The organism is Luteibacter sp. UNCMF366Tsu5.1 (genome assembly GCF_900119235.1).
In the GTDB taxonomy this organism is placed as follows: Bacteria; Pseudomonadota; Gammaproteobacteria; order Xanthomonadales; family Rhodanobacteraceae; genus Luteibacter; species Luteibacter flocculans.
Genome location: NZ_FPIS01000003.1, coordinates 21417 through 46744 on the forward strand (window position 1 = coordinate 21417; position 25328 = coordinate 46744).

General features: G+C 63.7%; 22 protein-coding genes. 12 read left to right on the top strand and 10 right to left on the bottom strand.

Translation table 11 applies throughout. The features are described 5' to 3' along the window. Positions 1 to 118: 118 nt before the first annotated feature. Entirely contained in the window at positions 119 to 601 is a 483-nt protein-coding gene (locus BT115_RS13935) for a hypothetical protein (protein ID WP_143144575.1), read from the top strand. A gap of 94 nt (positions 602 to 695) precedes the next feature. Here BT115_RS13935 and BT115_RS13940 read toward each other — a convergent pair whose 3' ends face one another. Together BT115_RS13940 and BT115_RS13945 are read right to left on the bottom strand one after the other, a co-directional pair. Beyond that, positions 696 to 1712: a hypothetical protein gene (locus tag BT115_RS13940; protein ID WP_255369440.1), complete on the bottom strand. Its 1017-nt coding sequence runs from the start codon at positions 1710 to 1712 to the stop codon at positions 696 to 698. 113 nt (positions 1713 to 1825) lie between these two features. After that, a complete protein-coding gene (locus BT115_RS13945) occupies positions 1826 to 2971 on the bottom strand; it encodes a trypsin-like serine peptidase (protein ID WP_072323241.1) in 1146 nt (381 codons plus the stop codon). Between the two features lie 98 nt (positions 2972 to 3069). Here BT115_RS13945 and BT115_RS13950 point away from each other — a divergent pair, with 98 nt between their 5' ends. The 5 genes from BT115_RS13950 to BT115_RS13970 all read left to right on the top strand — a co-directional run bounded on the left by BT115_RS13950 (position 3070) and on the right by BT115_RS13970 (position 7064). Then, positions 3070 to 3267: an antitermination protein NusB gene (locus BT115_RS13950; RefSeq protein WP_072323242.1), complete on the top strand. Its 198-nt coding sequence runs from the start codon at positions 3070 to 3072 to the stop codon at positions 3265 to 3267. 69 nt (positions 3268 to 3336) lie between these two features. After that, complete coding sequence (locus tag BT115_RS13955; protein ID WP_072323243.1) at positions 3337 to 3969, top strand: nucleotide-binding protein; 633 nt, start codon at positions 3337 to 3339, stop codon at positions 3967 to 3969. A 61-nt stretch (positions 3970 to 4030) separates the two neighbouring features. Continuing rightward, on the top strand, positions 4031 to 4501 hold the full coding sequence (locus tag BT115_RS13960; RefSeq protein ID WP_072323244.1) for a SixA phosphatase family protein: 471 nt from the start codon (positions 4031 to 4033) through the stop codon (positions 4499 to 4501). A 9-nt stretch (positions 4502 to 4510) separates the two neighbouring features. Beyond that, positions 4511 to 5065: a YceI family protein gene (locus tag BT115_RS13965; RefSeq protein ID WP_072323245.1), complete on the top strand. Its 555-nt coding sequence runs from the start codon at positions 4511 to 4513 to the stop codon at positions 5063 to 5065. A 61-nt stretch (positions 5066 to 5126) separates the two neighbouring features. Then, positions 5127 to 7064 carry a phospholipase D family protein gene (locus tag BT115_RS13970; protein ID WP_072323654.1) on the top strand — a complete coding sequence of 646 codons (1938 nt, stop codon included), beginning with the start codon at positions 5127 to 5129 and terminating at the stop codon, positions 7062 to 7064. 3 nt (positions 7065 to 7067) lie between these two features. On the opposite strand, the gene BT115_RS13975 is transcribed toward BT115_RS13970, so the two are convergent. Both BT115_RS13975 and BT115_RS13980 read right to left on the bottom strand, forming a co-directional pair. Beyond that, positions 7068 to 7625: an energy transducer TonB gene (locus BT115_RS13975; protein ID WP_072323246.1), complete on the bottom strand. Its 558-nt coding sequence runs from the start codon at positions 7623 to 7625 to the stop codon at positions 7068 to 7070. A gap of 40 nt (positions 7626 to 7665) precedes the next feature. Next, positions 7666 to 8952: an acetyl-CoA C-acetyltransferase gene (locus tag BT115_RS13980; RefSeq protein ID WP_072323247.1), complete on the bottom strand. Its 1287-nt coding sequence runs from the start codon at positions 8950 to 8952 to the stop codon at positions 7666 to 7668. A gap of 186 nt (positions 8953 to 9138) precedes the next feature. Between BT115_RS13980 and BT115_RS13985 the strand changes: the two genes are divergently transcribed. Together BT115_RS13985 and BT115_RS13990 are read left to right on the top strand one after the other, a co-directional pair. Then, complete coding sequence (locus tag BT115_RS13985; protein ID WP_072323248.1) at positions 9139 to 10266, top strand: hypothetical protein; 1128 nt, start codon at positions 9139 to 9141, stop codon at positions 10264 to 10266. Positions 10267 to 10346: 80 nt separating this feature from the next. After that, on the top strand, positions 10347 to 12842 hold the full coding sequence (locus BT115_RS13990; protein ID WP_072323249.1) for an EAL domain-containing protein: 2496 nt from the start codon (positions 10347 to 10349) through the stop codon (positions 12840 to 12842). A gap of 14 nt (positions 12843 to 12856) precedes the next feature. On the opposite strand, the gene BT115_RS13995 is transcribed toward BT115_RS13990, so the two are convergent. From BT115_RS13995 to BT115_RS14015, 5 genes are all read right to left on the bottom strand, one after another. Further along, a complete protein-coding gene (locus tag BT115_RS13995; RefSeq protein WP_072323250.1) occupies positions 12857 to 13312 on the bottom strand; it encodes a GNAT family N-acetyltransferase in 456 nt (151 codons plus the stop codon). A gap of 4 nt (positions 13313 to 13316) precedes the next feature. Next, positions 13317 to 14702, bottom strand: coding sequence for a nitrogen regulation protein NR(I) (gene ntrC / locus BT115_RS14000; protein ID WP_072323251.1), 1386 nt, complete (start codon positions 14700 to 14702; stop codon positions 13317 to 13319). Next, positions 14699 to 15706 (bottom strand): two-component system sensor histidine kinase NtrB, encoded by a 1008-nt coding sequence (locus BT115_RS14005; protein ID WP_072323252.1) that lies wholly within the window; start codon positions 15704 to 15706, stop codon positions 14699 to 14701. The genes ntrC and BT115_RS14005 overlap by 4 nt, the downstream gene beginning before the upstream one ends. Positions 15707 to 16015: 309 nt before the next feature. Beyond that, entirely contained in the window at positions 16016 to 18616 is a 2601-nt protein-coding gene (locus BT115_RS14010; RefSeq protein ID WP_072323253.1) for an AAA family ATPase, read from the bottom strand. Between the two features lie 444 nt (positions 18617 to 19060). Next, complete coding sequence (locus BT115_RS14015; protein WP_255369441.1) at positions 19061 to 20218, bottom strand: alpha/beta hydrolase fold domain-containing protein; 1158 nt, start codon at positions 20216 to 20218, stop codon at positions 19061 to 19063. 29 nt (positions 20219 to 20247) lie between these two features. Here BT115_RS14015 and BT115_RS14020 point away from each other — a divergent pair, with 29 nt between their 5' ends. Beyond that, a complete protein-coding gene (locus BT115_RS14020; RefSeq protein WP_255369442.1) occupies positions 20248 to 21990 on the top strand; it encodes a sensor domain-containing diguanylate cyclase in 1743 nt (580 codons plus the stop codon). 72 nt (positions 21991 to 22062) lie between these two features. Here the strand turns inward: BT115_RS14020 and BT115_RS14025 are convergent, their stop codons facing one another. After that, the gene (locus BT115_RS14025; protein WP_072323255.1) at positions 22063 to 22818 is read right to left on the bottom strand and encodes a DeoR/GlpR family DNA-binding transcription regulator; all 756 of its coding nucleotides are present in this window, start codon (positions 22816 to 22818) and stop codon (positions 22063 to 22065) included. Positions 22819 to 22928: 110 nt separating this feature from the next. On the opposite strand from BT115_RS14025, the gene BT115_RS14030 reads away from it, so the two are divergent. From BT115_RS14030 to BT115_RS14040, 3 genes are all read left to right on the top strand, one after another. Further along, the gene (locus BT115_RS14030) at positions 22929 to 23513 is read left to right on the top strand and encodes an NUDIX domain-containing protein (RefSeq protein WP_072323256.1); all 585 of its coding nucleotides are present in this window, start codon (positions 22929 to 22931) and stop codon (positions 23511 to 23513) included. Positions 23514 to 23636: 123 nt separating this feature from the next. After that, positions 23637 to 24716, top strand: coding sequence for an alpha/beta fold hydrolase (locus BT115_RS14035; protein ID WP_083527490.1), 1080 nt, complete (start codon positions 23637 to 23639; stop codon positions 24714 to 24716). A 246-nt stretch (positions 24717 to 24962) separates the two neighbouring features. Continuing rightward, positions 24963 to 25310 (top strand): hypothetical protein, encoded by a 348-nt coding sequence (locus BT115_RS14040; RefSeq protein WP_072323257.1) that lies wholly within the window; start codon positions 24963 to 24965, stop codon positions 25308 to 25310. The last annotated feature ends 18 nt before the right edge of the window (positions 25311 to 25328 follow it).

A 25328-nucleotide genomic window follows, 5' to 3' on the forward strand; every position in this document is an offset into this window, starting at 1 on the left:
GATCGACGTCGATAATCGCTGCAGGCTTGGTCGCCACGGCGGCCAGGTCATTGCATCTTGGCGTCATGTCGCCTTGTGCGGCGCCAAGCCATCAAATGTGCCACGGAGAAGGCCCGCCATGGACCACAAAACACCCCACCATAGCCAAACGTCACCGACCGCTGTCCGCTTCAGTCTGATGGAGGATCACCAATCCATTTCCATGCCCGTAGATCTCCCAGAGGGAGTCGGAATGATCGCGGCAAGTGGATACGGCTGGGGTGTCTATTGGAATCCAGTAACGGGAATGCCCTACCGCAAGAATGTACTGACCAATGCAAGCACTATCGTTCCTCCACCCGACGAGCGCTATGCCATCATCTACTTGGCAGCGCCCGCGCGCTCACTCAAGTTTCGCATCGCTGCCTACGAGGCCAACGTGTTGCTCACGGGAGCTGATGGACAGGTTGTCTGGGAGTATGGCTGGGTCTCGAATGAGAACGGTCCCTATCTCTTCGAAAAATCGTTCGAAGAGAGCTTCGTCGTAATCAGACTCCAAGGCGCGCTCTCGTGTAGTGACATCGAACTGAATGTCGATCCGGCGCCCACGCACGAGAGGTAGCGCGAGGTCCCAACAAAGAAAGCCCGGTTTCCGTCGAGGCCGGGCTTTCTTGTTTCTGCTCATCAAGTCGCACGGAAAAACACGAGCGTCTCTTTTACTTCTCGACCTTCGCCGGCTCCCAACCCGCAGGCGCTTCCGGCGGAATGCCGTAGGCACGCAGCGAGGCGAGGATAACGCTCATTTCCGTGCCGCCGCTGCGGGCGAGCGCCAGCAGCTTCTGTGCGGTGGCTTTGTCGCCCTGTGCCTGCACATTGAGCTGAGCGAAACGCTGCATCTGCCAGATCAGGTTGAGGCGGGCGTTCTTCGCCGACTGCTGATCCGAGCTATCGGGCGACAGCGTCTCGCGCAGGTGCAGGCCGAGCGAGCGGCCCAGCGGGCTGCTACCCCACTCGAGCACCTTCGCCAGCTTGAGACAGTCCGCGGTGACACCCGCGTCGGTCTTGTTTTCCTCGCAGTACTTCGCCGTCGCCTGGAATCCGGGCAGTGGTTGCCCGCTGGCCAGACCGAACACGATCACCATCTGCACACCCGCCGCGCCGGCGCCCTGCAGGGGATTAAAGGTGTCTGCCGGCGGCGGGAGCTGGCTCACCGAGTTGGCAAGCGCCTTGAGGCTGGCGCCGAGGTAATCGTCGTACAGCTTGGCGCCAGCCGCGCGGGCCAGGTCGGCCCGCACGGCATCGCTCGCGCCGTTGTGTTCGTCGACACCGAGCTTGAGCAGCCAGACGGCGGCGTTGTCAGGCGCCTGCTTTTCCAGGGCGTCGAGAGCCTCGGTGTTCGGACAGTTGCCGGCTTTGGCCTCGCAGTCGGCCAAGCGGGCCCAGGTCACCTGCGGACCCGCGTCGGCATTACGCGACGCGCGCTCGAGGAGTGCGTGGTAGCTGAGCACTTCGGGAGGATTGGTCAGCGGACGGGCAAGCAACGCAGCACCCAGAAGCGGCTCGGACTCCGTACGCAGGGCCAGCACGCTGGCGAGATCCTTCTGAAACTGAAGCAGAGCCTTGGTCTGGTCCTTCTGCGCCAAAGGCGCTTTGGCCGGGGCCTTCGTGGGACCCGGCCACGGCGTGGCGGCCATGGCGGGTACCGACAGCAAGCCCGCGAGGGCCAGGGTCAAGAGGCGACATCCCCGCATGGACCATCTCCGTGAAATAAAACGACAAGGATACGGCTCGACCATGAACGGAAGCTGCGCCCACCGCCTGCGGACAGCAGGCGCAGCCGCTTGGCTCAGGGGCAGGGCGAGGTCGGCGCGGCGGACAAACCTCGGCGGTGCTCGCTGTTGGCCATGGCTTCGAGCGCAGGATAGACGTAAGGCAGCAACCGGGATTGCTCGAACGGGTTGTGCACCACGGCCGCCACCTGAACAAAGTTGTCGTCGTTGTCGTCCACGACCATCACGGGTCCGCCGCTGTTACCGCTTGCCAATCCGCACTGCAGCAGCCTGATACCGCTCGGCGTGAGGGAAAGCATCGTGGAGCTTTCGCAATGGAACTGCTCCGCCCCGGAATAAGCCGCGGCACTGGGATAACCGACAACCCTGACCTTGGGGAACGTGATCGGATCGTCCGGATTCGACAGGCGAGGCATCAATCCGCCGCAAACGACATCTTCGATCGGGCCGGCGTCGTCGAATACACCGGCGACTGCCACGTCGTAGTCTGTCCGGAAGAGGGTGATAGGGTTCTGCTTCCCGACCGCCGACACATAAACGCGGGTAATCGGCCAGAGCCCGTACGGTGCGTAGGCGCTGTCGCTGGGCGGGCGTGTCCCGTCGTAGGCCGGCACGAACATCAGGTGCTCGTTCCACGTGATAGGCGGCTCGATCGTCGCGGAAACCACGCAGTGCGCTGCGGTCAGGATCAACCGCCGACTCGCCGATTGAACGACGGACGCTGAGCAGTGCCCATCCTCCTTACGCAGCGGGTCGTGAAAGAACAACTGACCCGTCACACGGGTCGGCATGGACCTCGCATACGGCAAGGGCACAGGCGCGTAGCCGATTTCGTCACCACCGGGCGTCACCGGCGGTTCGACGGGCTTGCCCGTCGAACTGCTGGAAAGGACCGCGGCCTCGCGCATACGCTTCGGGGTCCAGTAGCGCAAGGTCTCCAGTCGGTCTTGCCAAGGACTGGCGGCAGGCTCTTCTTGAACCGGGCTGGCTACCGAACCATAGGACGTAAAAGCCGTCGCCAGGACCGCGCAAGCGATCGCGCGGCGCGTGAGCACCGAGATACGAGGATAAGCAGGGGGCATGCGTTTCTCTCCTGAGAAGACGTCGAGGTCATAGACCTTCGACGACGTGTCATCCAAGCGCGAACCACATTGCATGGTCGCGCCCTCGCGGACATCGCGAGGGCGCGGATGATGGTCCAAGGTCACTCGTTTGCCAACTCGGTTACTATCGAGGACCGGGGGCCGCCATCGACGATGGTCGTACCTATCCAAATCCTGCGGCAGAACGGGAGCTTATCGTGGACCAATTCGCCCTCATCGCCAGCGAGCGCGCCGGCTTCTTCGTCGGCTGGGGCACGCTCACGCTGATCAACGCCGGGCTTGCCCAGGGCAAGAACCGCAGCGGCCTGCTCTGGTGGTTGCTGTCGCTCTTCCTCGGCCCCCTGGCGACGCTGATCCTCGTCATCCTGCCCAAGGTCAGAGCGAAACTGTTCTAACGTCGCAGGCTTGGACCGCCGCTCGCCGGATGTGTAGGCTAGGAGCCCTCCCCAGGCAGGTGCGCGCGGATGCTTACGACGCTCGTGGCAAGCAGCAAGGGTGGTTGCGGCAAGACGACGCTGGTGACCCAGCTGGCAACCCATTGGGCCCAGTCGGGCAAGCAGACCGCCGTCATCGACGCCGACCGACAACATTCCAGCCTACGCTGGGTGGCGCGACGTCCGGAAAACGTCCCGGCCGTTACGGCCATCGAAGGCAGTCGGCGCGCTTTCGACCGGCTGCCAGGCGACGTGCAGCGCGTGATCGTGGACACGCCCGCGGGCGTGGACGAGAAAGACCTCGAGCCCTACCTGGAACACGCCGACGTGATCCTCGTGCCGGTGCTGCCGTCGCACTTCGACCTCGACGCCACGCTCGACTTTCTTACCGTGCTCAAGGGCATCAACCGGATCAAGCGCGGCAAGCTGCCGGTCGGCCTGGTGGGTAACCGACTCAAGCCCTGGACCAACGCCAGCCAATCGGCGCTCGCCGAGCTGGCCGAACGCGCGCCGTTTCCTGTCGTCGCGGAACTTCGCGACTCGCAAGCGTACGTCTTGCTCACGGCGCTCGGTAAAGGCATCTTCGACTACCACTCGGAAAACGTGCGCGGTCACCAGGAGGACTGGGCCAAGCTGCTGCGCTGGATCAAGCGCAGTACCTGAGCCAGGTGGCAACGCGTCAGCGATCACGCCACGAAGGTGGCCCAGCGGAGAGACCGTACCCATGCACGAACTCATCCTGTTACGCCATGCCGAAGCGACCCCGCACGGCAAGGACGGCAAGGACGACCGCGAGCGACGGCTGACCGAACACGGTCGCAACGAAGCCCGCGCCGCTGGCGAATGGCTTGCCTCTCACCACGTCTCCTACGACCGCGTCCTTTGCTCGCCCGCCGAGCGCACCAAGGAAACCGCCGCCCTCGCACTGGGCCAGATCGAACCGCTTTATATCGACGAGATCTACGACGCCACCGTCGGCATGCTCTACGACCTGCTCGACAAGCATGCCGATGCGGAACGCGTCGTGCTTGTCGGCCACAACCCCGGCATCGAGCAACTGGTCGCGTTTCTCGTCGAAGGCCGCTCCGAGGACTACCGCGGCATGCCGCCTGCCGGTATGGCCCGCCTTCACTTCGACGGGCCGCTTGAGCCAGGCAAGGCCAAGCTGGACATCTTCTGGTCCCCTCCTAACTGAGCCCCGCGGATGCGCCACCTGCTGTCGGCGATCGTCGTGCTTCTGGCGGCGGCGCCTGTCTCCGCCGCCGACCTGCGCATCGATCCCCAGCGTTCGCGCGCTCAGTTCAGCGTGCGGCTGCTCTGGGTCAGTACGGTCACGGGCAGCTTCGAGGGCATTCGCGGCGAGATCGCCATCGATTCCTCCACCCAGTCGGCGATCGTTCGCGCCGACATCGATACCGAAAGCATCAAGATGGAATCCGCCCGCCTGCGCCGTTGGGTGCTGGCGCCGGAGTTCTTCGATGCCAAGCGCTTTCCAAGCATCCACTTCGAATCGTCGCCGACCCCGCTCCATCTGCTGAGCGAGGGCGGCGACGTGAAGGGCAAGCTCACGCTGCGGGGTGTGACCCAGCCGGTCACTTTCCATCTGCAGGCGAACCGTTGCCCTCCGCAGGCCCTGGCAGGCTGCGTGCTGCAATTGCAGGGCATGATCGACCGTACGGATTTCGAGATGCGGGGCCGCCGCGGCGCCCTCTCCGACCGCGTGAACCTGGGCATGGCGATCGTGCTTATCCCGCCTTGATCCACCGCCCCGTGGGTACGGACTCACGTGGCGTTGGCGGCCGTCCCCTATGATCCGCGGCATGCGCCGCCTCCTTGCCCCTCTCGTTCTCATCGCCACGCTCGCCGCAGCCGGCTGCTCGGTGTCGCCGGCACGCATCCACAAAGCCGATGCCGTGGTGACTCTGACGATCGATCGGCAGGCCACCTGCGACGCCAACGATGCGTCCCACTGCGCCACGCCCTCGCCGCTGATCGACGCCGCCCTGGAAGCCGATGCCGCCTCCACTGCCGCGCGGCCCGTGCACGTCGCCACGTTGCTGGAGGATGGCGAGAGCGCCATGGCCGCGCGCATCAATCTGATTCGCGCGGCGCGCCAGTCCATCGACGTGCAGACCTACATCTGGGAGCAGGACGACGCGGGCAAACTCATGCTCGACGAGCTGATCCAGGCCGCGCGCCGCGGCGTCCATGTGAGGATTCTCGCCGACCAGCTGTTCTCGTTCCGCGATCCCGGCCTGCTGGCTGCCCTCGCCCGCGCCAGCGATCACATGGAAATCCGGCTGTACAACCCGACCTTCCATGCCGCGCGCACCCCGCCACTGGAATTCGCGGCCGGTATCGTCTGCTGCTTCTACAAGTTCAACCAGCGCATGCATAACAAGCTGATCGTGGTGGACGACCTGATCGGCATCACGGGCGGGCGCAACTACGAGGACCGCTACTTCGACTGGGACGACAGCTTCGACTACGTCGACCGCGACGTGATGGTGGGCGGCCCCGCCGCGAAGGCGATGGGCGCCAGCTTCGACCAGTTCTGGAACCACAAGCGCTCCGCGCCGCTGACCCATCTGCGCGACGTGAACCGCGAGCTGCTCGCCGACACCGACGATCCCAGGCACTGGAATCCGCCCCAGTACGCGCATCCGGAGCGCGTGGCGCAGACGATCGCCAACGCCACCGACCCAGCCTGGATCGACGAGCATCTTGGCCGGGCTACCCTGCGCCTGAATCGCGTGGAATACCTGTCCGACCTGCCCGGCAAGACGGACGAGCCGAAGCGTCGCGAAGTGCGGGCGCTCACGCGACACATCATGGGGCTGGTGCGCAACGCCAAGAGCGAAATCGTGTTGCAGACGCCCTACCTGGTGATGAGCAAACCGGCCAAGAAGATCTTCAGCGCCTTGCGCCAGCAACCGGACCCGCCGCGCGTCGTGGTATCCACCAATTCGCTCGCCTCGACGGATGCGTTCGCCGTCTATGCGATGTCCTACAAGCACCGCAAGCGCTATCTCACCGACTACGGCTTCGAGATCTATGAAATGAAGCCGCATCCCGCCAACGGCGATGCGGATGCGCTGGAAGGTCATTCGAGCGACGTGGCGACGCCGCCACTCAGCGAACCGGCCACGGCGCGCCGCCGAGGCCGCGAACGGCGCCCAGGCAGCCACGCCGAGGTCAGCGGCATGTGGCCGCCGTCGGATACGATCGGCTTCATCGGCAGCCGCGCCAGCCGCGGCCCGCGTAACCGACCGGCGCCGTTGCTCACCGCGGGTGTGCGTTTCGGTCTCCATGCGAAGTCCATCGTGGTCGACGACACGTTCGCCATGGTCGGCACGCACAACTTCGATCCGCGCTCGGACCACTACAACACGGAGTCCGGCGTGATCGTGTACGACAAGCGCTTCGCCGACCGGCTGCGCGATTCGATCATGCAGGACACCCAGCCGGCCAATGCATGGACCATCGCACCGCGGCAGAAGTCGATTCCGGTGCTTTCGTCGGTCAACGAGTTCATAGGCGACGTTTCCGAGCGCCTGCCATTCTTCGATCTCTGGCCGTTCCGCTACGCCACCAGCTACGAAATCAAGCCGGGCTGCATCCCCATGCGCTGGAGCGATCCACGCTTCTTCGAATGCTACGAGGCCGTGGGCGACTTCCCCGAGGTGGACGTGTCGCTGAAGCTGATCTACACGCGGATGATCACGGCCTTCGGCTCGTCGGCCTCAGGCATCCTGTAGCGATCAGCGACCGGTAAGTTCGAAGTTGACCGGCAGGTCGGCGGTGTAATGCGCCGGGCGGTCGTTGGCCGCGGCGAAGCGCCAACCACGAACCGCTTCCTCGGCCGCCCGGTCGAGCGCATCGTCGCCGCTGGACCGACCGACGCTGACGCCCGCCACCTCGCCCTCGGGCGTGACCGTCACGCTCAGCACCACCTGACCCTCGCGCCGGGCGCGCAGGGCCGACATCGGGTAACGCGGCGACGGCATGAAGACCGGCACCAGGGACGGCGCCGCGGGCTGCGGCGCTTGCGAGATCGAGGTACGCGTCGGCGCAGCGGATGCCCGCGTGCGCGATGACGCCACGGCATGCGATGTGTTGGTGGCAGATTTCGGCGACGGCGCGATCTGCGACACCGTCTTCGAGACCAGCGCCGGTGCCGCCGTGGGCAACGTGACCTCGGCCAGGCGCCGCGTCATGGGCGCGCGTTCGTAGGTGAGCGCGGTGAGCCAGCTCGTGCTGGCGATGCCGAGCACGAGGGCAAGGGCACTGAGGGATGTACTGGTGCGTAGTGCAAGCATGACGTAGCGCGGACGGCGCCGGAGCGCCGTCTCCTTCCGATCAGGGACGTTCGAGGATCGCCGTGACGCCCATGCCGCCCGCCGTACAGATGGAGATCAGGCCGCGGCCCGATCCCTTCTGCTCGAGCATCTTCGCCAGGGTGGCAACGATGCGCGCGCCAGTCGCCGCAAACGGATGGCCGGTTGCGAGGCTGGAGCCGTTGACGTTGAGCTTCGCCGGATCGATCGATCCCAGCGGGGCGGAAAGGCCCAGCCGGTTGCGGCAATAGTCTTCGCTCTCCCATGCACGCAGCGTGCAGAGCACCTGGGCCGCGAACGCCTCGTGGATCTCGTAGAAGTCGAAATCGCCGAGGGTGAGCCCGGCCTGCGCCAGCATGCGGGGGACGGCCACCGTCGGCGCCATCAGCAGGCCTTCGCCGTGCACGAAGTCCACCGCCGAAACCTGCGCATGAGTGAGATACGCCTGGATGGACAGGCCGCGCGCGGCCGCCCACTCATCGCTGGCGAGCAGCACGGCTGCGGCGCCATCGGAAAGACCGGTGGAATTGCCCGCGGTGAGGGTGCCCTGGCCGGACGTGCGGTCGAACGCCGGCTTGAGCGACGCCAGCTTCTCGAGCGTGGTATCCGGGCGCAGGAAGCCGTCGCGCTTCAAGCCACGGAACGGCACGATCAGGTCGTCGAAGAAGCCGGCGTCGTAGGCTGCGGCGAGCTTATGATGGCTGGCCAGCGCGAGTTCGTCCTGCGCCACGCGCCCGACCTTCCACTCCTTGGCCATCAGCTCGCAGTGATCGCCCATGGACTTGCCGGTGCGCGGCTCGGCCACGCCCGGGAAGGACGGCTTGAGTTCCTTGAGCGAGAAACCGCGGGTAGCGACCTGCAGCTTCTCCTTCAGCGTCTTCGCACGGTTCAGCGCCAGCAGACGCTTGCGGAACTTCTGTCCGTAGACGATGGGCACGTCGCTGGTGGTGTCCGAACCGCCGGCAATGCCGGCGTCGATCTGCCCCGTGGCGATCTTGTTCGCGATGAGGATGGCGTTGTCGAGCGAGGTGCCGCAGGCCCGCGCGGTCGTGATGCCCGGCGTGGTCGGGGCCAGGCCCGACGAGAGCAGCGCCTCGCGGGCGAGATTCCAGTCCGACGAATGGCGGATGACGGCGCCCATGGCGACCTCGCCCAGTTCCACCCCGTGCAGACCGAATTTCTCGACCAGGGAACCCAGCACCTTGACCGACATGCCGAAGTTGCCGACGTCGGCGTAGGCCGTGTTATTGCGGCAGAAGGGAATGCGGACACCGCCGACCACACCCACGCGCTTTTGCGTCTTATCCATGCTTTGACAAAAGATCCAGACCGAAGGGATGCCCGCAGGCAGCCAAATGCGAAGACGAAGGGGTCGCGGACGCCGACGATCGCCGACGAACGCGTGTCGGCAAGGCTAACCCGCATCCCGGCCCGGCGAAAGCCCGAACTGCCCGGATGGTAGAATTGCGTTCCTTTGCCGTTCGGAAAAACCTGCGTGAATGAGTCGCTGATCGCCTGCCCCGCCGTCCTGGCGCTGGAACTGGCCGGGGGCGAACCGCCTGAAAGGCTGGAACTCACCCGGGACGAAGCGCAGATCCTGGCCGGCCTTATGGCCGACGATCTCCGCGCGTTGTTGCCCGGGGTCGAAGCCTCCCGCCTGGCCGTCGCCGGTGCGCTGTTCGACGGCGTGGAACTCCTTCGCCCCGGTTTTCCCGTGTTTGCCACGCTGGAAGAACTGGCCCGGCGCGTGCCGCGGGTGACCACGGCCGGTGGCGTGGTGGCTTTCGGCACCCACGAAGGGCACATGCCCGCCCAGCCGCTGGTGCCCGACCCGGCCTACGTCGGCGGCCCGATGCGGCTGCTGCCGTGGATGGTGCTGGCGCCTGCCGACCTGGCCGAGGAACTGACCGCCCGCATGGAAGTGGAGCTGGTGGGCCGCGGCGAGGCCGGCACGGCCACGGCCGACTTCCTCATGCGAACCCTCGGCATGCGCCTCGAGCACGCGCGCTACCTCAGCCGCGACGATCTGCTCGCCCTCACCTGCGTGCAGTACGAGCATGTGAACCTGGCGCCGCTGTGGACGATGCTCGAAGCCGCGCTGCTGACGCCGTACCAGGAAGAGACTGCCCTCGGATCGCGCGGCCTGCCCCTTCACTACGCCGAAGGCCGCGTCGGCATTCCGGGCCCGTCCGCGTGGTTCGCTCGTGCGGGCACCCAGCGCGACAACCCCGTGCATGAATTCGCCGGCACGCTTTTCGAGCTGCGCCAGTACGCCGCCCTGCTGGCGGCGCACCACGTGCCGCTGCACCTGGAAGGGCAACCCGCCAGCACGGCCGGGTATCTGGTCGAAGCCGTGGCCGACGCCGATCCGACCCTGCCCACGCCAATGCTCTACGCCCATGAAGCGGCGGGCCTTGGCATGGCCGCCATCACCGTCGCGCAGCCGGCGCCCGGCAAGGCCCGGGTCCTGGCGCACGGTTACCCGCTGGCACCGGACGCGCTGGCTCCGCTGCTCGACGCACTGGCGGGGCGATACGGCACGGCGAGCGAGTTGCACGCGCTGGGACGCCTGCTCCTCGACGCCGACGGCGCCCTGTCCGCCCCCGCGCCCGCACTGCACTGAGCCCACTACTTTCACGAATCGTTCGATATACGCGGACGAGGTGAGCGATTACAGTGGCCCCAGGTCATTCCGGCGGCCGCATGCGCTCATCTCCTCCACCCACCAACGGTTCTCCCTCCGACTGGTCCGCTTATCTGCTTGAACGCGCACCGGCGATGATCGCCTACGTCGATACGACGATGCGCTACCGCTACGCCAGCCCCGCCTACCTCGCGTGGATGAACATGGCCGACACGGACATCGTGGGCCAGCGGGTGGACGAAGTGATCGGCGCCGACCTCTATGCGCAGATCGAGCCTGCGCTTACGGCCGCGCTCGCCGGCACCGCCAAGGTGGCCGACCGCGCCCTCCGCGACAGCGAGGGCATTCACTATGCGCAAGCCACATTCTCCCCGGATCTCGACCAGCACGACGCCGTGCGCGGGGTCGCGATTCTTCTCGCCGACATCTCCGGCCGACGCCAGCTCGAAGCGCGCCTTCGCGAGAGCGAGCGACGCTTCGCCCAGGCGTTTCGCTATGCCGCGATCGGCATGGCGCTGGTCCTGCCGGACGGCCGCTGGTTGCAAGTGAACGACGCGCTGTGCGCGATGCTCGGCTATCCGGAAAGGGAGCTGATGTCCGTCACCTTCCAGGACATCACACATCCCGACGATCTCGCCGCGGACCTTGCCTTGGTGGAGAAACTGCTCACCGGCGAGCAGCTCTCGTACCACATGGAAAAACGTTACCTGCATCGCGACGGGCATATCGTGCACGCCGAGTTGAGTGCATCCCTGGTGCGCGACGAACACGGTGAGCCGCTCTATTTCATTTCGCAGATGCAGGACATCAGCGAACGCAAGGCCTTCGAGGATGCCCTGTTCCGCGAACGCGAGCTGGCGGAAGTCACGCTCAAGTCGATCGGCGACGCGGTCATCACTACCGATACCAAGCTCATCGTGACCTCGCTCAACCCCATCGCCGAAGCGATGACCGGCTGGTCGAGTCACGAGGCCGTGGGCCGCCCGATGGACGACATCTTTCACCTGCGCGATCCGCTCACCCGCCAACCGATTCCCAACCCGCTCATCATGGCGGTCAGCAAGAACAGCATCGTCGGCCTTACCACCGATGCCATCCTCGTGCACCGCAACGGTTTCGACAGCCCGATCGAGGATTCCGCCGCGCCGATCCACGATCATGCCGGCAACGTGGTCGGCGGCGTGGTGGTGTTCCACGATGTAAGCGAGACGCGCGCGCTGGCGCTCAAGATGGCGCATCTGGCGCATCACGACACGCTGACCGGCCTGCCCAACCGTGCACTCCTCACGTCGCGCATGGAGTTCGCCGTATCGGTGGCCGCACGGCGCAACCAACGTGCCGCGCTGCTGTTCGTCGACATCGATCATTTCAAACAAATCAACGATTCGCTCGGTCACGCCACCGGCGATACGCTGCTGCAGGAAGTGGCGCGACGCGTTCGCGGCGCCGTGCGCAGCGACGATACCGTGAGCCGCCTGGGCGGCGATGAATTCGTCGTGCTTCTGCCACACATCGACAGCGCGGGCGATGCGCGCGACGTGGCTGAAAAGGTGCTGGCCGCCTGCAGTCAGGCCGTAGGCCTCGGCCCCGACAAGTCACCGATGACGATCAGCTTCAGCATCGGCATCAGCGTGTATCCGGATGACGCCGACGATGCCGAATCGCTGCTGCGCAACGCCGATACCGCGATGTACGAAGCGAAGATGCAGGGCCGCAATGGCTACCGCTTCTTCAACCCCAGCATGAACGAGCGCAGCACCGCACGCGTGCGCACCGAAGTGGCGCTACGCAAAGCGCTGGCACGCAACGAGCTGACCCTCTACTACCAGCCCAAGGTCGATGTGGAGTTGGGCACCATCGTCGGCGCCGAGGCCTTGCTCCGCTGGCAGGTGAATGGCGAGGACGTCTACACGCCCGAGGAGTTCGTGCCCGTGGCGGAAGACTGCGGCCTCATCGTAACGATCGGCGAATGGGCGCTGCGAGAAGCCTGCCGCCAGGCGGAGATATGGACACGCCTGTACCGCCCACTGTCGGTCTCGGTGAACGTGTCGGCCCTGCAGTTTCAGCACACGCGCTTTCTCGATTCGCTGCAGGCGATTCTCGCCGAGACGAAACTCCACCCCACCTTGCTCGAACTGGAAGTGACCGAGCGCACGGTCATGGAGGGCGGCGACCACATCGTCGAGCTGCTGCACAAGATCAAGGCGTTGGGTGTCACACTCAGCCTCGACGACTTCGGCACCGGTTACTGCAGTCTGTCGTACCTCAAGCACTTCCCTGTCGATACGTTGAAGATCGATCGCGCGTTCATTCGCGACGTGGCCTGGGACAACGACAGCGCGGCCATCGTCAGCGCCGTCGTCACCATGGGCAAGGGCATGAACAAGCAGGTACTTGCGGAAGGCGTGGAGAGCATGGACCAGGCCACCTTCCTCGGCTCCGTCGGCTGCTCGCAGATGCAAGGCTTCCTGTTCGGCAAGGCCATGCCCGCCCGCGAATTCGAGGAACGCATCTCCGTGGTGGACATGGGCGATCCACGCGTCGCGCTCGACTGAAGCGCGATGGCGGTTCAACCGCCGAGCGGCGCTTCATACATGTAGTAGTGGCAGCGTTCCATGCCAAGGCCCGCATAAGTCGCCTGGGCCCGCGCGTTCTCAAGCTCCACGTACAGGCGTAGGCCCACCGCACCCGCGCCCTCAGCCATCGCCTTGACGTGCGCGTACATACCGCGGAACACACCGTGGCGCCGCGCTTCCGGCGCAACGTAGACGCTCTGCACCCACCAGAAATCGCCGCAACGCCAATCGCTCCACTCGTAAGTGACGAGCAGGCAGCCCACGGCTACGCCCTCCCACTCCGCCACGAGATAGAACCCACGCCGCGGTTCGTCGAACACCGCACGTACGCCGCGTCCGATGGCATCCGGATCGAGATGCTTTTGCTCGGTCTCCCAGGCCATGGCGATGTTCCAGCGGGCGATGGCGTCGGCGTCGTCGGGTGCCGCGCGGCGAATCTCAAGAGACATGGCGTTATCCGTTGGAGGGGCGACGCTTGCGCGACGCACCCAGTTTGCGAGTAAGTGTGTTGCGGCCGACGCCGAGCGCCGCGGCGGCGTGTTGGCGGTGGCCCTCGTTGGCGAGCAGCGCGGCCTGCAGCAAGGTCTTGTCGAGTGCATCGCGGGCGCGTGCGTGAATATCTTCCTCGCCCTGCGCCAGGGCATCCTGCGCCCAAAGGCGCAATGCATCCGTCCAATCGCTGCCACGCGAAGTACGGGATGGCAAGGCACCGAGATCGCCGGGTTGAATCTCCGGACCGGGCGCGATGACCGCGAGGCGGCGGCAAAGGTTTTCCAGCTCGCGTACGTTGCCCGGGTAGTCGCGCTGCTCGATCAGCTTCATCGCACCACGGGAGAAGCGCTTCGGCGGCAGATGCAATTCCGCCGCGGCTTGCGCCAGGAAGTGCTTCGCCAGCAGCGGCACGTCGCCGCGCCGTTCGCGCAATGGCGGCAAGGCAATTCGCACCACATCCAATCGATGCTTGAGGTCCGCACGGAACTGCCCGGCAGCGACGCGCTCATCGAGATCCTGATGCGTGGCGGCGATGATGCGTACGTTGCCGTGCATCAACTCACGACCACCCACGCGATAGAACTCGCCGCCCGCGAGTACGCGCAGCAAGCGCGTCTGCAAAGCCAAAGGCATGTCGCCGATTTCGTCCAGAAACAGGGTGCCGCCGTCGGCCTGCTCGAAACGTCCGGCGTGCCTGCGCGTGGCGCCGGTGAAGGCGCCCGCTTCGTGGCCGAACAGCTCGCTCTCCAGCAATTCCGACGGAATGGCTGCGGTATTCAACGCGACATACGGTTTACCGCGCCGCGCGCTCTCGTCGTGCAGGGCGCGCGCCACCAATTCCTTGCCGGTGCCCGTCTCGCCGGTGATCAACACGTTGAGATCGCTCGCGGCCACGCGACCGATAAGACGAAACACTTCGCGCATCGCCACGCTTTCACCGAGCAGCGCATGCGCCTCCGGGCGTTGCGGCGGAACTACGACCTCTTCGCGCGCTGCGGCCAGCGCACGCTCCACGGTCTCCACCGCGTGATCGAGATCGAAGGGCTTCGCCAGGTAATCCGCCGCGCCGGCACGATACGCAGCCGCAGTCGTCGCGACGTCGGTAAACGCACTCATGACGATGACCGGACCGATGTTTCGCCGGGTCAGGTCTTCGAGCAAACGCAGACCATCCTCTCCCGGCATGCGAACGTCGGTGACGAGCAGCCCAGGGCGACCTTCGGTCAACGCGGCACGCACCGCGTCGCCCGCGCTGAACTCGCGCACGGTATGCCCCGCATCACGCAGGGCTTCCGCGAGCACGAAGCGAACGCCGCGATCGTCGTCGGCAATCCATATCTCGGTCATGACCGCTCCATGGGAAGGTAAAGCGAAAAGATCGTTTCGCCAGGCCGGCTCGTGCAGCGCAGGTCGCCGCCATGCTCGATGGCGATCTCGCGCGACAGCGCAAGACCGAGGCCCGTGCCGTCCGCGCGCCCCGAGACCAATGGCTGGAACAAGGTGTCGCGCAAGTCGTCCGGCACGCCGGGGCCGTCGTCCATCACATCCACACGCAATGCGGCGCGAACGGTGCGGTCGCCAAGTCGCGTGCCATGTTCGACGCGCGTGCGGAGAATCAGCGTGCCAGCTCCGGCTTCGATGGCATTGCGCGTGAGGTTGAGCAACACCTGCAGCAACCGGTCGGCGTCGCCGATCGTGTCGGGGAGACTCGGATCGTAATCGTGTCGAACAACCGGCGCCTCCGCTTCCGCAGCGACGATGCTCTCCAGCCGTTCCAGCAATTCGTGCACGTTGACGGGTGCGAGGCGAGCTACGCCGCCGTGACGCAGCAGGCCATCCGCCAGCGCCGCCAACCGATCCGCCTCGGCGATCACCATCCCCGCCAATTGCCGGAGATCGTCATCCGCGACGCGACGCTCAAGCAACTGCGCCGCCCCACGCAAGCCGGCCAACGGGTTCTTCACCTCATGCGCAAAACCGCGCAAGGTGGCCGACAACGGCGTGCCGGCAGCGGCAAGATCGGACGCCAACGGATGCACCTCGACCAACACCCGATCGCCATCGATCGGTTGCAGCGTAATATCCGCCAACAATTCCCGCCCGCGCGCCACACCAAACGTCGCGCCACGGAGGTTGAAGGCGTGCCGCTCCGCCACGGTCCGCGCCAGCTGCGCGGCGAAACCCGGCGCCCGCAACAACACCGAAAAGTCCTGCCCCACCGCCGTCCGCGGCCCCACATCCAGCATCTCCCCCAATGCCGGATTGAGCCAAAGCACACGGCCATCCGACCCAAGCACGGCCAAACCCGTGCCCAGCAACGTCAGCAGATCGATCTGTTCGGGTGCATGCATTGCACCAATGTAGGGAGTTGGGGGACGGGGTGCAATTGGGTGGCGGAGCACGAGCACGGTCGTGACTTTCAGTGGCAACTTCGAGGGTCGGGCTCAAGCCCTTCACCCACATCACAGGACTGCGCTGCACGCCCCGGTGAGCGACAAAAAAAGGGGGCTGCGGCAGGAGCCAGCCTGCCGTGCGGGAGGTGGTAGCGGGAAATGATGAACGAGGGTCCCCCCTTGCGCGGTACTTTCGCTAGCCATTCGACCACGAACAGTGCGAACCAGTATTGCGGGAAGCGGTGGACACCCCCTCGCCCCGCAGTATCACTTTCCCGGGAAGGCGGCCTTGACTCTCTGGTCGAATTCATCCAGCCAATTCTTCACCTGCGTCACATCGTCCTTGAGCACCTCAGCGGACGGGATTTTTGCAGGCGCTTCTTGAGCCTGCGAATGCACGAAACCGGAATATTTCGACATCATCTCATCGATGATTTGACAGTCCTCGATAGTCACCAGTGAAAGCTTTGCGATTTTATTTTTCGTCTGAACGTCCCTCCGATACCGAGCAATGACATCCGCGCACAAGTGGTATTCCACGATCTTTTCCAGGAACAGGCGAAACGTACTGCAAAGGCCAGCTCGCGCGAATGGCTCGACGTTCGCAGGCACATTGCCCAGGCTGCTTATCCCCTGGATCAGGTTATTGAGACCCGCCTTCGGTTTCTGGGAAAAGATGTCGAACTCTGACGGCATGCCCACACCATCAGCCGTTCGGGCGATCACCTGGACTGCTACGGACACTTGCTGACCAAATTCGACCATCTTGTTTGAGGCGACTTGAAGCAACGTCATCATCGACAAGCGATGCGTGAATACAATGACCTGTCGGGTCTGGCTCAATTCGACCAGCCGAGTGGCTACCGCCTCTTCAAAGTCTTGATCGAGTGATGAGATCGGATCGTCAAAGATCACCGGTGCTGCGCGCACGGCGCCGGTAACATCTGCAAGGAAAGACGCAAGCGCGACAGCTCGTTGCTCGCCTTCGCTCAAGATAAGTCGCGGAGCGACCTTCGTCTTCGAATCCCTCAGATCGAGGCTGAAGCTGAAGCGTCCCTTGCCCTCAGATTTCGTGTTCAACTTCACACGAACCTGGCTCCCACCCAGCACTGCAAGTTCTCTATTGAAACGCTCGACGTAACCCCCGACGAGATAATCATTAGCGATCTCGCCGACTTTCTTCGTCAGTGCATTAGTCGCGGTAAGCGCCACTGCATCATCGAGCGACTTAAGCGTTGACTGCCGCTCGCATTCTTCAAGCAAGGAAGGCTCGATACTCGCCAGCCACTTCTGTGCCTTCAGCACCCCTAGGCGAACTGTTTTCTCTGCCCGCCCCTGCGCCCCGGCCACCGCAATCAGTGCCGCCCGTTCACGCTGAAGTCGTAAATCCTCGTTATTTAAGGCATCAAGCAGGCGACTGAAGTCGAGAGGCGGCAGCCCAACTGGTTCGCCGGATTTATCGGCGGCCTCGAAACGGGCCGAGAGGGCCGTTTGAAGGGGCCTAAGTGCATCTTCTGTGAGACCGGTTGCCGCCTCGACCAGGGGCCAAAAGGTCGCTTCAGGGGCTTTTATAAAATCCGCCACGGCGTCACTCAGCACTTGCTCGGCGGCCTTGGCTGTGGTCTCCAACGCCCCTTCCAGATACTCGGAGAAGCTGCGCATGCGACCCTTCGCTTCGTCGCCAAGTTCTTGCTGACACAACACACACCGGGCTTGGTCGCCCAGCACGGGATAGTCACTGCCAACGTAGGCAACTTTTTCCGAATAATCCTTTGCGTGCGCCCAGAGTTCACGCCACACCGCCTCACCCACACCGGCCAGCGGAATACCCTCGAAGAGTTCCTTGGCGAAAGCGGTGGCTGCCGCACGCTTCGTGGTCGCTTCCTTCCGCGCGGTCACCACTATGCTGATGGTGGCATCGGCTAGCCCGTTCGCCAGATCCTCACAGGTCGAGCGGATATCCGTGTTGCGCTGGAGGCTAGCGGTTAGGGCGGCAATTTTTCCAGCGGGATCCTCTGCGGCAAGCGCCTCTTCCAATTCTGCAATCTCTTCGTCGATATTCTTCGGCAAGGCACAAGCCTCTTTGATTTCATGAGGTTTAGCCTTTGCTATCTGAGCAAAGAACTGCGCTGCCGGCGTGTTTGCATGTTCGGCAGGTGCGGAGGGCAACTTCGAGACAGAGAAATCCCTCCGCCGACGAAGTTCCGCCGCCACCCCTTCAGAAATCGTAATCAGCCCGGACAAGAAACGCATGGCGCGGGGTTCGTGGGTCGCCGCATTTGATTTGTCTGTGAAAAGTGTGGCTGCCGTCGTGTCGAACACCTGCACAGTCGACACTAGGTTCCGAATGGCACCCGTGGCTAGCTTCCACGGATGAGCGGGTTGATCTTTCGAGTCGATCGTCACCACAACCATCGCTTCGGGTGGGGTGTTGTCCCCGTCGAACACGTTTCCGTAGAGGCGGTCGTCCTTTGCCTTAGCTCCGCAGACCTCCTTGATCAATCGTGCATACCCTGTTTTGCCACTGCCATTTGTGCCGTAGACAACGGTGAGGTTGCCTTGATCCAGGTTGAGAACTGCATCCGGACGCAACGCATTCACCCCTTTGATCTGGCTCACGGACTTCAATCGAATCTCTGGCCCGGTGGGGACGGCCTCAATGGAACCACCTTCCAGTGGCGCGGACTTCTCCTTCAGCTCTTGCTTGGCTTCTGCCAGGCAGTGGTCGGCTAACGCCGCGATCTCTTCCTGTGTGGGATGACGACGCCTAGTGAGAAATTCAGAAGCCGCTCGCCGCAACCAGTCTCTACGCTCATTGAGCCAGCTCTCAATGGTCGGCGCTGCCGTCGTGCCCCCTGTCGCTGCCATAGTTCCATCCCTACTTTGAGTGGCCTAAGGTCACAGATTACTCCGCAGTGAAAATACATAGGAGGAGACTTCCGACAGGCAAACTATCGCTAGCTCAAAATTGGAACCTGGGCATATCACCCGCGACGACGGAGCCCGACCGTACGCCCCACCAATCACTCCTAGCGATTCCTCACGCGCTCGCCTAGATACAGGAATGTCAAATCTTTCAAGAAGCCGGATCAACCCGTGGCCAAGCCCCCTCCCTGACATAGGACGGTATCAATGGCCCGATGACGCACTAATGTTTAGTAAGGCCCACACGATAACTACAATCACCTTCAGGACCATGTTAACCGGATGGTCGTCACTGGCTTGGCATGGTGTCTGCACAAATAACTTATTGGCTTAGCAGAGTCGGCAACCCCATGCGCGAAGGCCGTGACTAGCGGCCGTACCGTCAGGCTATATTTCTATACCGACTTTAGGCTTTTTTCGTCGTAAGGCAGCCATCAACAAAACCCGTAAGCTCGCCCGCCAAGTCGTCGTCTTCAGGCGTGCCGCCCCCGAACCCTCCATGCGGCATACCTTCGAATACGTGCAACTCCGCGGCGACCTTGGCTTGTCGTAATGCACGATGGAGCCGCACTGCGTTGGACAGCAGCAAGTCTCTTGTCCCCGACTGAATGAACGTTGGAGGAAAGTCTTCGAACGTGCCAAACAGAGGCGCGACAGAGAAGGATGCGCTAGATCGTGACCCGCCGCGTAAAGGAGATTCTGCTTCATCAGTGAGCGGGGCAGTACGACGTCCAGGTCGCGGTTCGTTTGGAAACTGTCACCCGACTCGGTCAAGTCGACTTCCGGCGACAGCAACACCAGTCCGGATGGCATCGGCAAGCCTTCATCGCGCGCTCTATGCAACATGGCTACCGCCAGGTTCCCGCCTGCAGATCGACCACCTACGACGATGGCCTCTGCGGGGTATCGCGCCAGGAGAAATCGATACGCTGTGAGACAGTCTTCGAGAGCAGCCGGATAGGGATGGTCCGGAGCCAGGCGATGCAGTTCCGATTGCTGCTGAGCACCTACGCGGCAGGGTTCACCTTCTCCGAAAACCAAAGCTCCGCCATGGATGTCGAGATACACGGCTTCGCTCTTCGGATGGGAAGGCCGCGCAACGTGCATCGTCGTCGCCCCCTCGCGGATGGTTTGCAACGGGGCACCTGCTGCGCCGTGTTTGCCCGCGAGCATTTCTGCATATAGCGCAGCCGACATGGCTTGCAGACGCTTCCATCCTGAGTGGTCCGACACTTCGGGCAAGCTCATCAATGCATGACGAGCGACACCTTCACTGGTGATCTGTTTGCCCATCCAAGCCCTGGCGGCTGGACTGATCGAGGCTGGAAGCGGTATCTGCCTTGGTTCTAGATGGAGGGTGCCGTGCAAATCGTCTGTGGATTCGGTATTCATACCGCCAAGCTTATAGAACCCGGTAACACCCGCAACACCGTGAAGCAGGCGAAAGGCCTTGTCGGATGGAACTGCGAACTGAGGTGTCATTTGCTGCGCGCACGTATGCTTAACTCGGCGCTTGACCGACGCGCTGTCTGCTGCGAGGTTCATCACTCCTGTCGTCTGAGCGCGCGCGGCCTTTGAACGAGAACGAACGACTGCGGCGACTCCACGAACTGCGCGTGCTGGACACGGCGCCGGAAGCGCTCTTCGACGCCCTGGTCCAGGCTGCCGCGGCGATTACCGGCATGCCGATGTCCCTACTGAGCCTGATGGACCAGCATCGGCAGTGGTTCAAGGCCAACCACGGTTTGCCGGGCGTGTCCTCGACCCCGCGCGAGGTGGCGTTCTGCCATCACGTGGTGACTGACAGCCGGTCCGTGGAGGTGCATGACGCCCGGACGGACCCACGCTTCGCCAGCAACCCGATGGTGACGGGCGAACCGGGCATCCGCGCGTACGCGGGCTTCCCCATCCGAACCAGTAACGGCGCGACCGTCGGCTCACTGTGCGTGCTTGGCCCAGTGCCAGGCACGCTGACGGATGGGCAGCGAGAGGCGCTGGCTCGCTTGGCCCAGGCTGCGTCATTGGCCCTGGAGAGCCGCCTGGAATTGATGGAGCAGCGTGACCGGGCGGAGCACGAAGCCGCAGAGGCCCGCCGACTGGCGACAACCTCGCAGGCGCTCGAAGCCGAATTGCGCGAGCGCCAGCAGTTCCTCCAACGCACCGGGAAACTGTCGCGTGTCGGCGGGTGGGAACTGGACCTGGTCACGCATGCGTTGCGCTGGTCGGAGCAGACGTGTGCGATCCATGAGGTACCCGCCGACTACGTTCCGCCGCTTGACGAGGCCTTGTCGTTCTACCCGCCCGGGGCACGTCTTGTCATTCAGAAGGCCGTCGAACGATGTCTGGCCGAAGGCGAACCGTGGGATCTTGAACTGCCGCTCGTGACCGCACGAGGTCGGCGCATCTGGGTGCGTACCGTCGGTGCGCGTGAAACAAAAGCCGGACGGCCGGTGCGCCTGGCCGGTGCCATACAGGACGTCACCGATCGGCGGCGCGCGCTCGAGGCACTGCAGGCCAGCGAGCGACGTTTTCGGCAACTTTTCGAGTATTCCTTGAGCCTGATCTGCACGCATGACCTGGAGGGCGTCCTCCTGTCCGTCAACCCGGCCGCTGCGAACTCGCTCGGTTATGCCGTCCACCAGATGCTGGGTCGCTCGCTGACGGAGTTTATGCCCGCGCGGCGGCGGGCTGGGTTCGCCGACTATCTGCAACGAATCGCCACACAAGGCATGGACGCGGGTGTGATGGAGTTGGAAGCGGCAGATGGCGGCCAACGCTATTGGCGATACCAAAACCTGAGAGAGGACAGCACCGAGGGCCCCTATGTCCTCGGCAGTGCCCAGGACATCACCGAAGAACATCGCTATCAACGCCTGTTGGTCGAGTGGTCTACCCGCGATCCGCTTACCAAGGCGTTCAATCGTCGCTACCTGGAACAGTTGGAGCAGTGGGTTGTGGACGGTCGCCGATGGGGATGCGTGGTTTTGGATCTGGACCACTTCAAGGCCATCAACGACTCCTTCGGGCATGCACGTGGCGACGAAATCCTTATCGCCACAGCAACGCTTCTCGGCGACTGTTGCCGTGACGAGGACGCGGTGGTGCGTTTAGGCGGCGACGAGTTTCTGCTGGTGGTCAGTGACCCGCTTCGCCTGCCGGCATTGAGCACCGACATTCAGGCCGAAGCAGCACAGCGAGGCATTGGCGTGAGTACCGGGTGGGCAAAGGCCGAGCCCAGAGAACCCGTAGCCGTTGTCGTTGCTCGCGCAGATGAGGTGCTTTATGCGCAGCGGCTCGAGCGGCGCGCGCCTAAGTAGCGTGCGCGGCGACGGTGCACCGACGACTACAGCGCCGTCTCCGTCGTTACTTACGCACTAAGAATGCACACCTCACAAAGTAACGATCGAAAGCCCCGCCGCGTAGTACGGCGCCAGCACGTCGTCGGTTTCATCGACCTCGATCACCAGCGTCGACATCCCCGACAGCGGCATGATGCCGAACGCCGATGCGGCGCCCAGCTTCTCGCGCGTGGCCAGCACAATTGTTTCGGCGGCCTGCCGTGCGATGGTGCGCTTCATGGCGGCTTCTTCGTTATCGCCCGTGGTGGCGCCAGTCTCTGGGTGCAGTCCGGTGACGCCCATGAAGTACGTATCGACGCGGATGCGCGAGATCGCTTCGACGCTCGCTGAGCCCATGGCGACGATCGAGTGCTTGAAGAGTCGCCCGCCGATCAGCTCGACGTCTACCGATGGATGGCGCGCGAGTTCCACGGCGATGCTTGGGCTGTGGGTGACCACCGTGGCTTTCAGATCGGGAGGAAGCTGACGGGCCAGGTGCACGTTGGTGGTGCCACCATCGAGAAAGACGATCTGCCCTGGCCGGATTAGCCCGGCGCCGACGCGCCCAAGGCTTGCCTTGGCAGGCGATCCGGATTGTTCGCGCTGGGCAAAGTCAGCGACGGCCGGCGACGCCGGCAACGCGCCGCCATGCACCCGTTGCAGGACGCCCTCGCTCGCCAGCTCACGGAGATCTCGCCGGATGGTGTCTTCGGAGAGGCCGAGTTCCTGGCTGAGCGTCTTGGCGACCACCCGGCCGTCTCTCTTAAGCACCTTCTGGATCAAAGCCTTGCGCTCGCTTGTCAGCATGCCCGGTTACCGCCTGCACGAATTTCCTTGACCTTGCACGATATTGCACGACACTCCGGCGTCATCCAGAGGCGGATTTGCCAGCCTCAGCCACCGCCAGGGACCGCTTCATGAGCATTGCGCACCGTATCCGGGTCGAAGACGTCACCGTTCTGTCCAACGATTGGTATGTCCTGAAAAAGACGATCCTGTCGTTTCAGCGCAGCGATGGCGCGTGGCAGCGGCAGTCTCGGGAGACCTACGATCGCGGCAACGGCGCAGCCATCCTGCTTTACGATCCCCAACGGCGCACCGTGATCCTCACGCGGCAATTTCGATACCCCGCCTTCGTCAACGGCCATGACGATCTGCTGATCGAAGTACCCGCCGGCCTGCTCGACAACGCGGAACCGGAAGCCCGCATCCGCGCCGAAGCCATGGAAGAAACCGGTTTCAAGCTGCGCGACGTTCGCCCCGTCTTCGATGCCTTCATGAGCCCGGGGTCGGTCACCGAACGCCTGCACTTCTTCGTGTGCGAATACGAACCCGGCGACCGCGCCACCGCAGGTGGCGGTAACGAAGACGAGGGTGAGGACATCGCCGTGATGGAAGTCGATATCGACGAGGCGCTTGGCATGATCGCTTCGGGAACGATCCGCGACGGCAAGACCATCATGCTTCTTCAATATGCCGCCCTGCATCTTTTTCCTCGGTAGTCCCCCGCCGATGCATGGGAGGTAGCAACGGGAATGCGATCGCCACAAGGCGCATGACAGCGCCGCGGCGATCAGGCACTGTCTGAGGCAGCGCGCGGTCGGCCGCGACACAGGGGACATCGGATGACGAAGTGGATCGCGCTGGCCTTCGGGCTGGCGATGGCGGTGGGATCTTCTATTGCGGTCTGCGCCGAAGCGCCCAAAGGGAGCGCCGTTAGCCTCTCGCCATCTTGCAAGGGCAAACCCTCGAAGGTGGACGAGTCGGGCTACGTCGTCATCGGAGGCATCGAGCAATGGGTGACAGCCAAGGGAGATAGCTGCGCCAATCCCGTTCTACTCTTCATCAGTGGCGGCCCCGGTAATCCGCTCAGCGGCCTTTCCGACAGCATCTACGGTGATGGATACCGCGACTTTATTGTTGTCCAGTGGGACCAACGTGGCGCCGGCATGACCTACGGACGCAGCCCGCCGGCTCCCGACGAGAAGCTGACCATCGAGCGGATGACCCAGGACGGCGACGAACTGGCCGCTTACCTCGCCAAGCGCTACGGAAAGCGCAAGGTCATCCTGTGGGGTAGCTCATGGGGTTCGATTCTCGCCGTCTACATGGCGAAGTCGCACCCGGAGCTTTTCTACGCTTACGTGAGCACGTCCCAGATCGTCAATTCGGAGGAAGCCCAGGCGGAGAGCTACAAGAAGCTCGTTGTTCTGGCGACCGGGGCAAACGACAAGGATTCCCTCGCGGTACTCACACAGGTCGGGTCACCGCCGTGGACCGATCCACGCAGCTTCGGCAAGGTCCGCCGGATCATTCGCAAGTACGATGCAAAGGGTACCGTGCCGCCGCCCGATAGCTGGCACCGCGCGCCAGCCTATACGACGAAAAAAGCGGAAGCCGACTACGAAGCAGGCGAGGACTATTCGTTCCTCAACTTCGTTGGCATGCATGGCGACGGCATGCTGTCACAAGTGAACCTGCCCAAGTTGGGTACGGACTTCGCCATCCCCGTGTTCTTCGTCGAAGGCGCACATGATCTGCTGGCGCCCCCGGAACTGGCCCGCCGTTATTACGAGTCGATCACTGCACCGCAGAAAGGTTGGGTGCTGCTGGAACAGTCCGGCCACGACCCGAACCAGGCGGTTGTGGATGCCGAGTACAAGGTGCTTCGCGAGCGCGTGCTGCCGTTGATAAGGGACAAATGACCGGCCGTCGTACTTAACGTCGAGCGCCCGCGGCACTTCGATTGCGGGCGATAGGTCGCAACGTCGCGATCGTCCAAAAGCTCCCCGCTTTTCGGGCCGACCCCACTCGACCATGGGCGCCTACGATGCTGCCGCGCGTCATAACCGGAGCCTTAACCGCGCCGCTGGATAGTTGGTCCGCTCGTCAACCGGCAGGGATATACCTCGTTACGCGCCTACCATCCACGCCACACGAGGCACCGACCGATGACGACCCGATCTGCATTCGCCGTATTTGGCATGATTCTTGGCACTGCCCTTGTCTCTGCGAGCCCGGCTTTCGCGCAGGACGCCACGCCGGTGCCGGGGCACCCGCGAGTGAACGAGGTCAATCAGCGCTTGGATAACCAGCAGGATCGGGTCGCGAACGGCGAAGCCAATGGCACGATGAATGGCCGGCAAGCAGCCCGCGACGAGACCCGCGACGCCAACATCGCGCAACGCGAGAGCCGCGACGAGGCAGCGCACAATGGTCACCTGACCAAGCGCGAGCAGCACAATCTCAACAAGTCGCTCAACCGGAACAGCTCGGATATTCATCGTCAGAAGCATTGAGTCTTCCACGCGATGGTT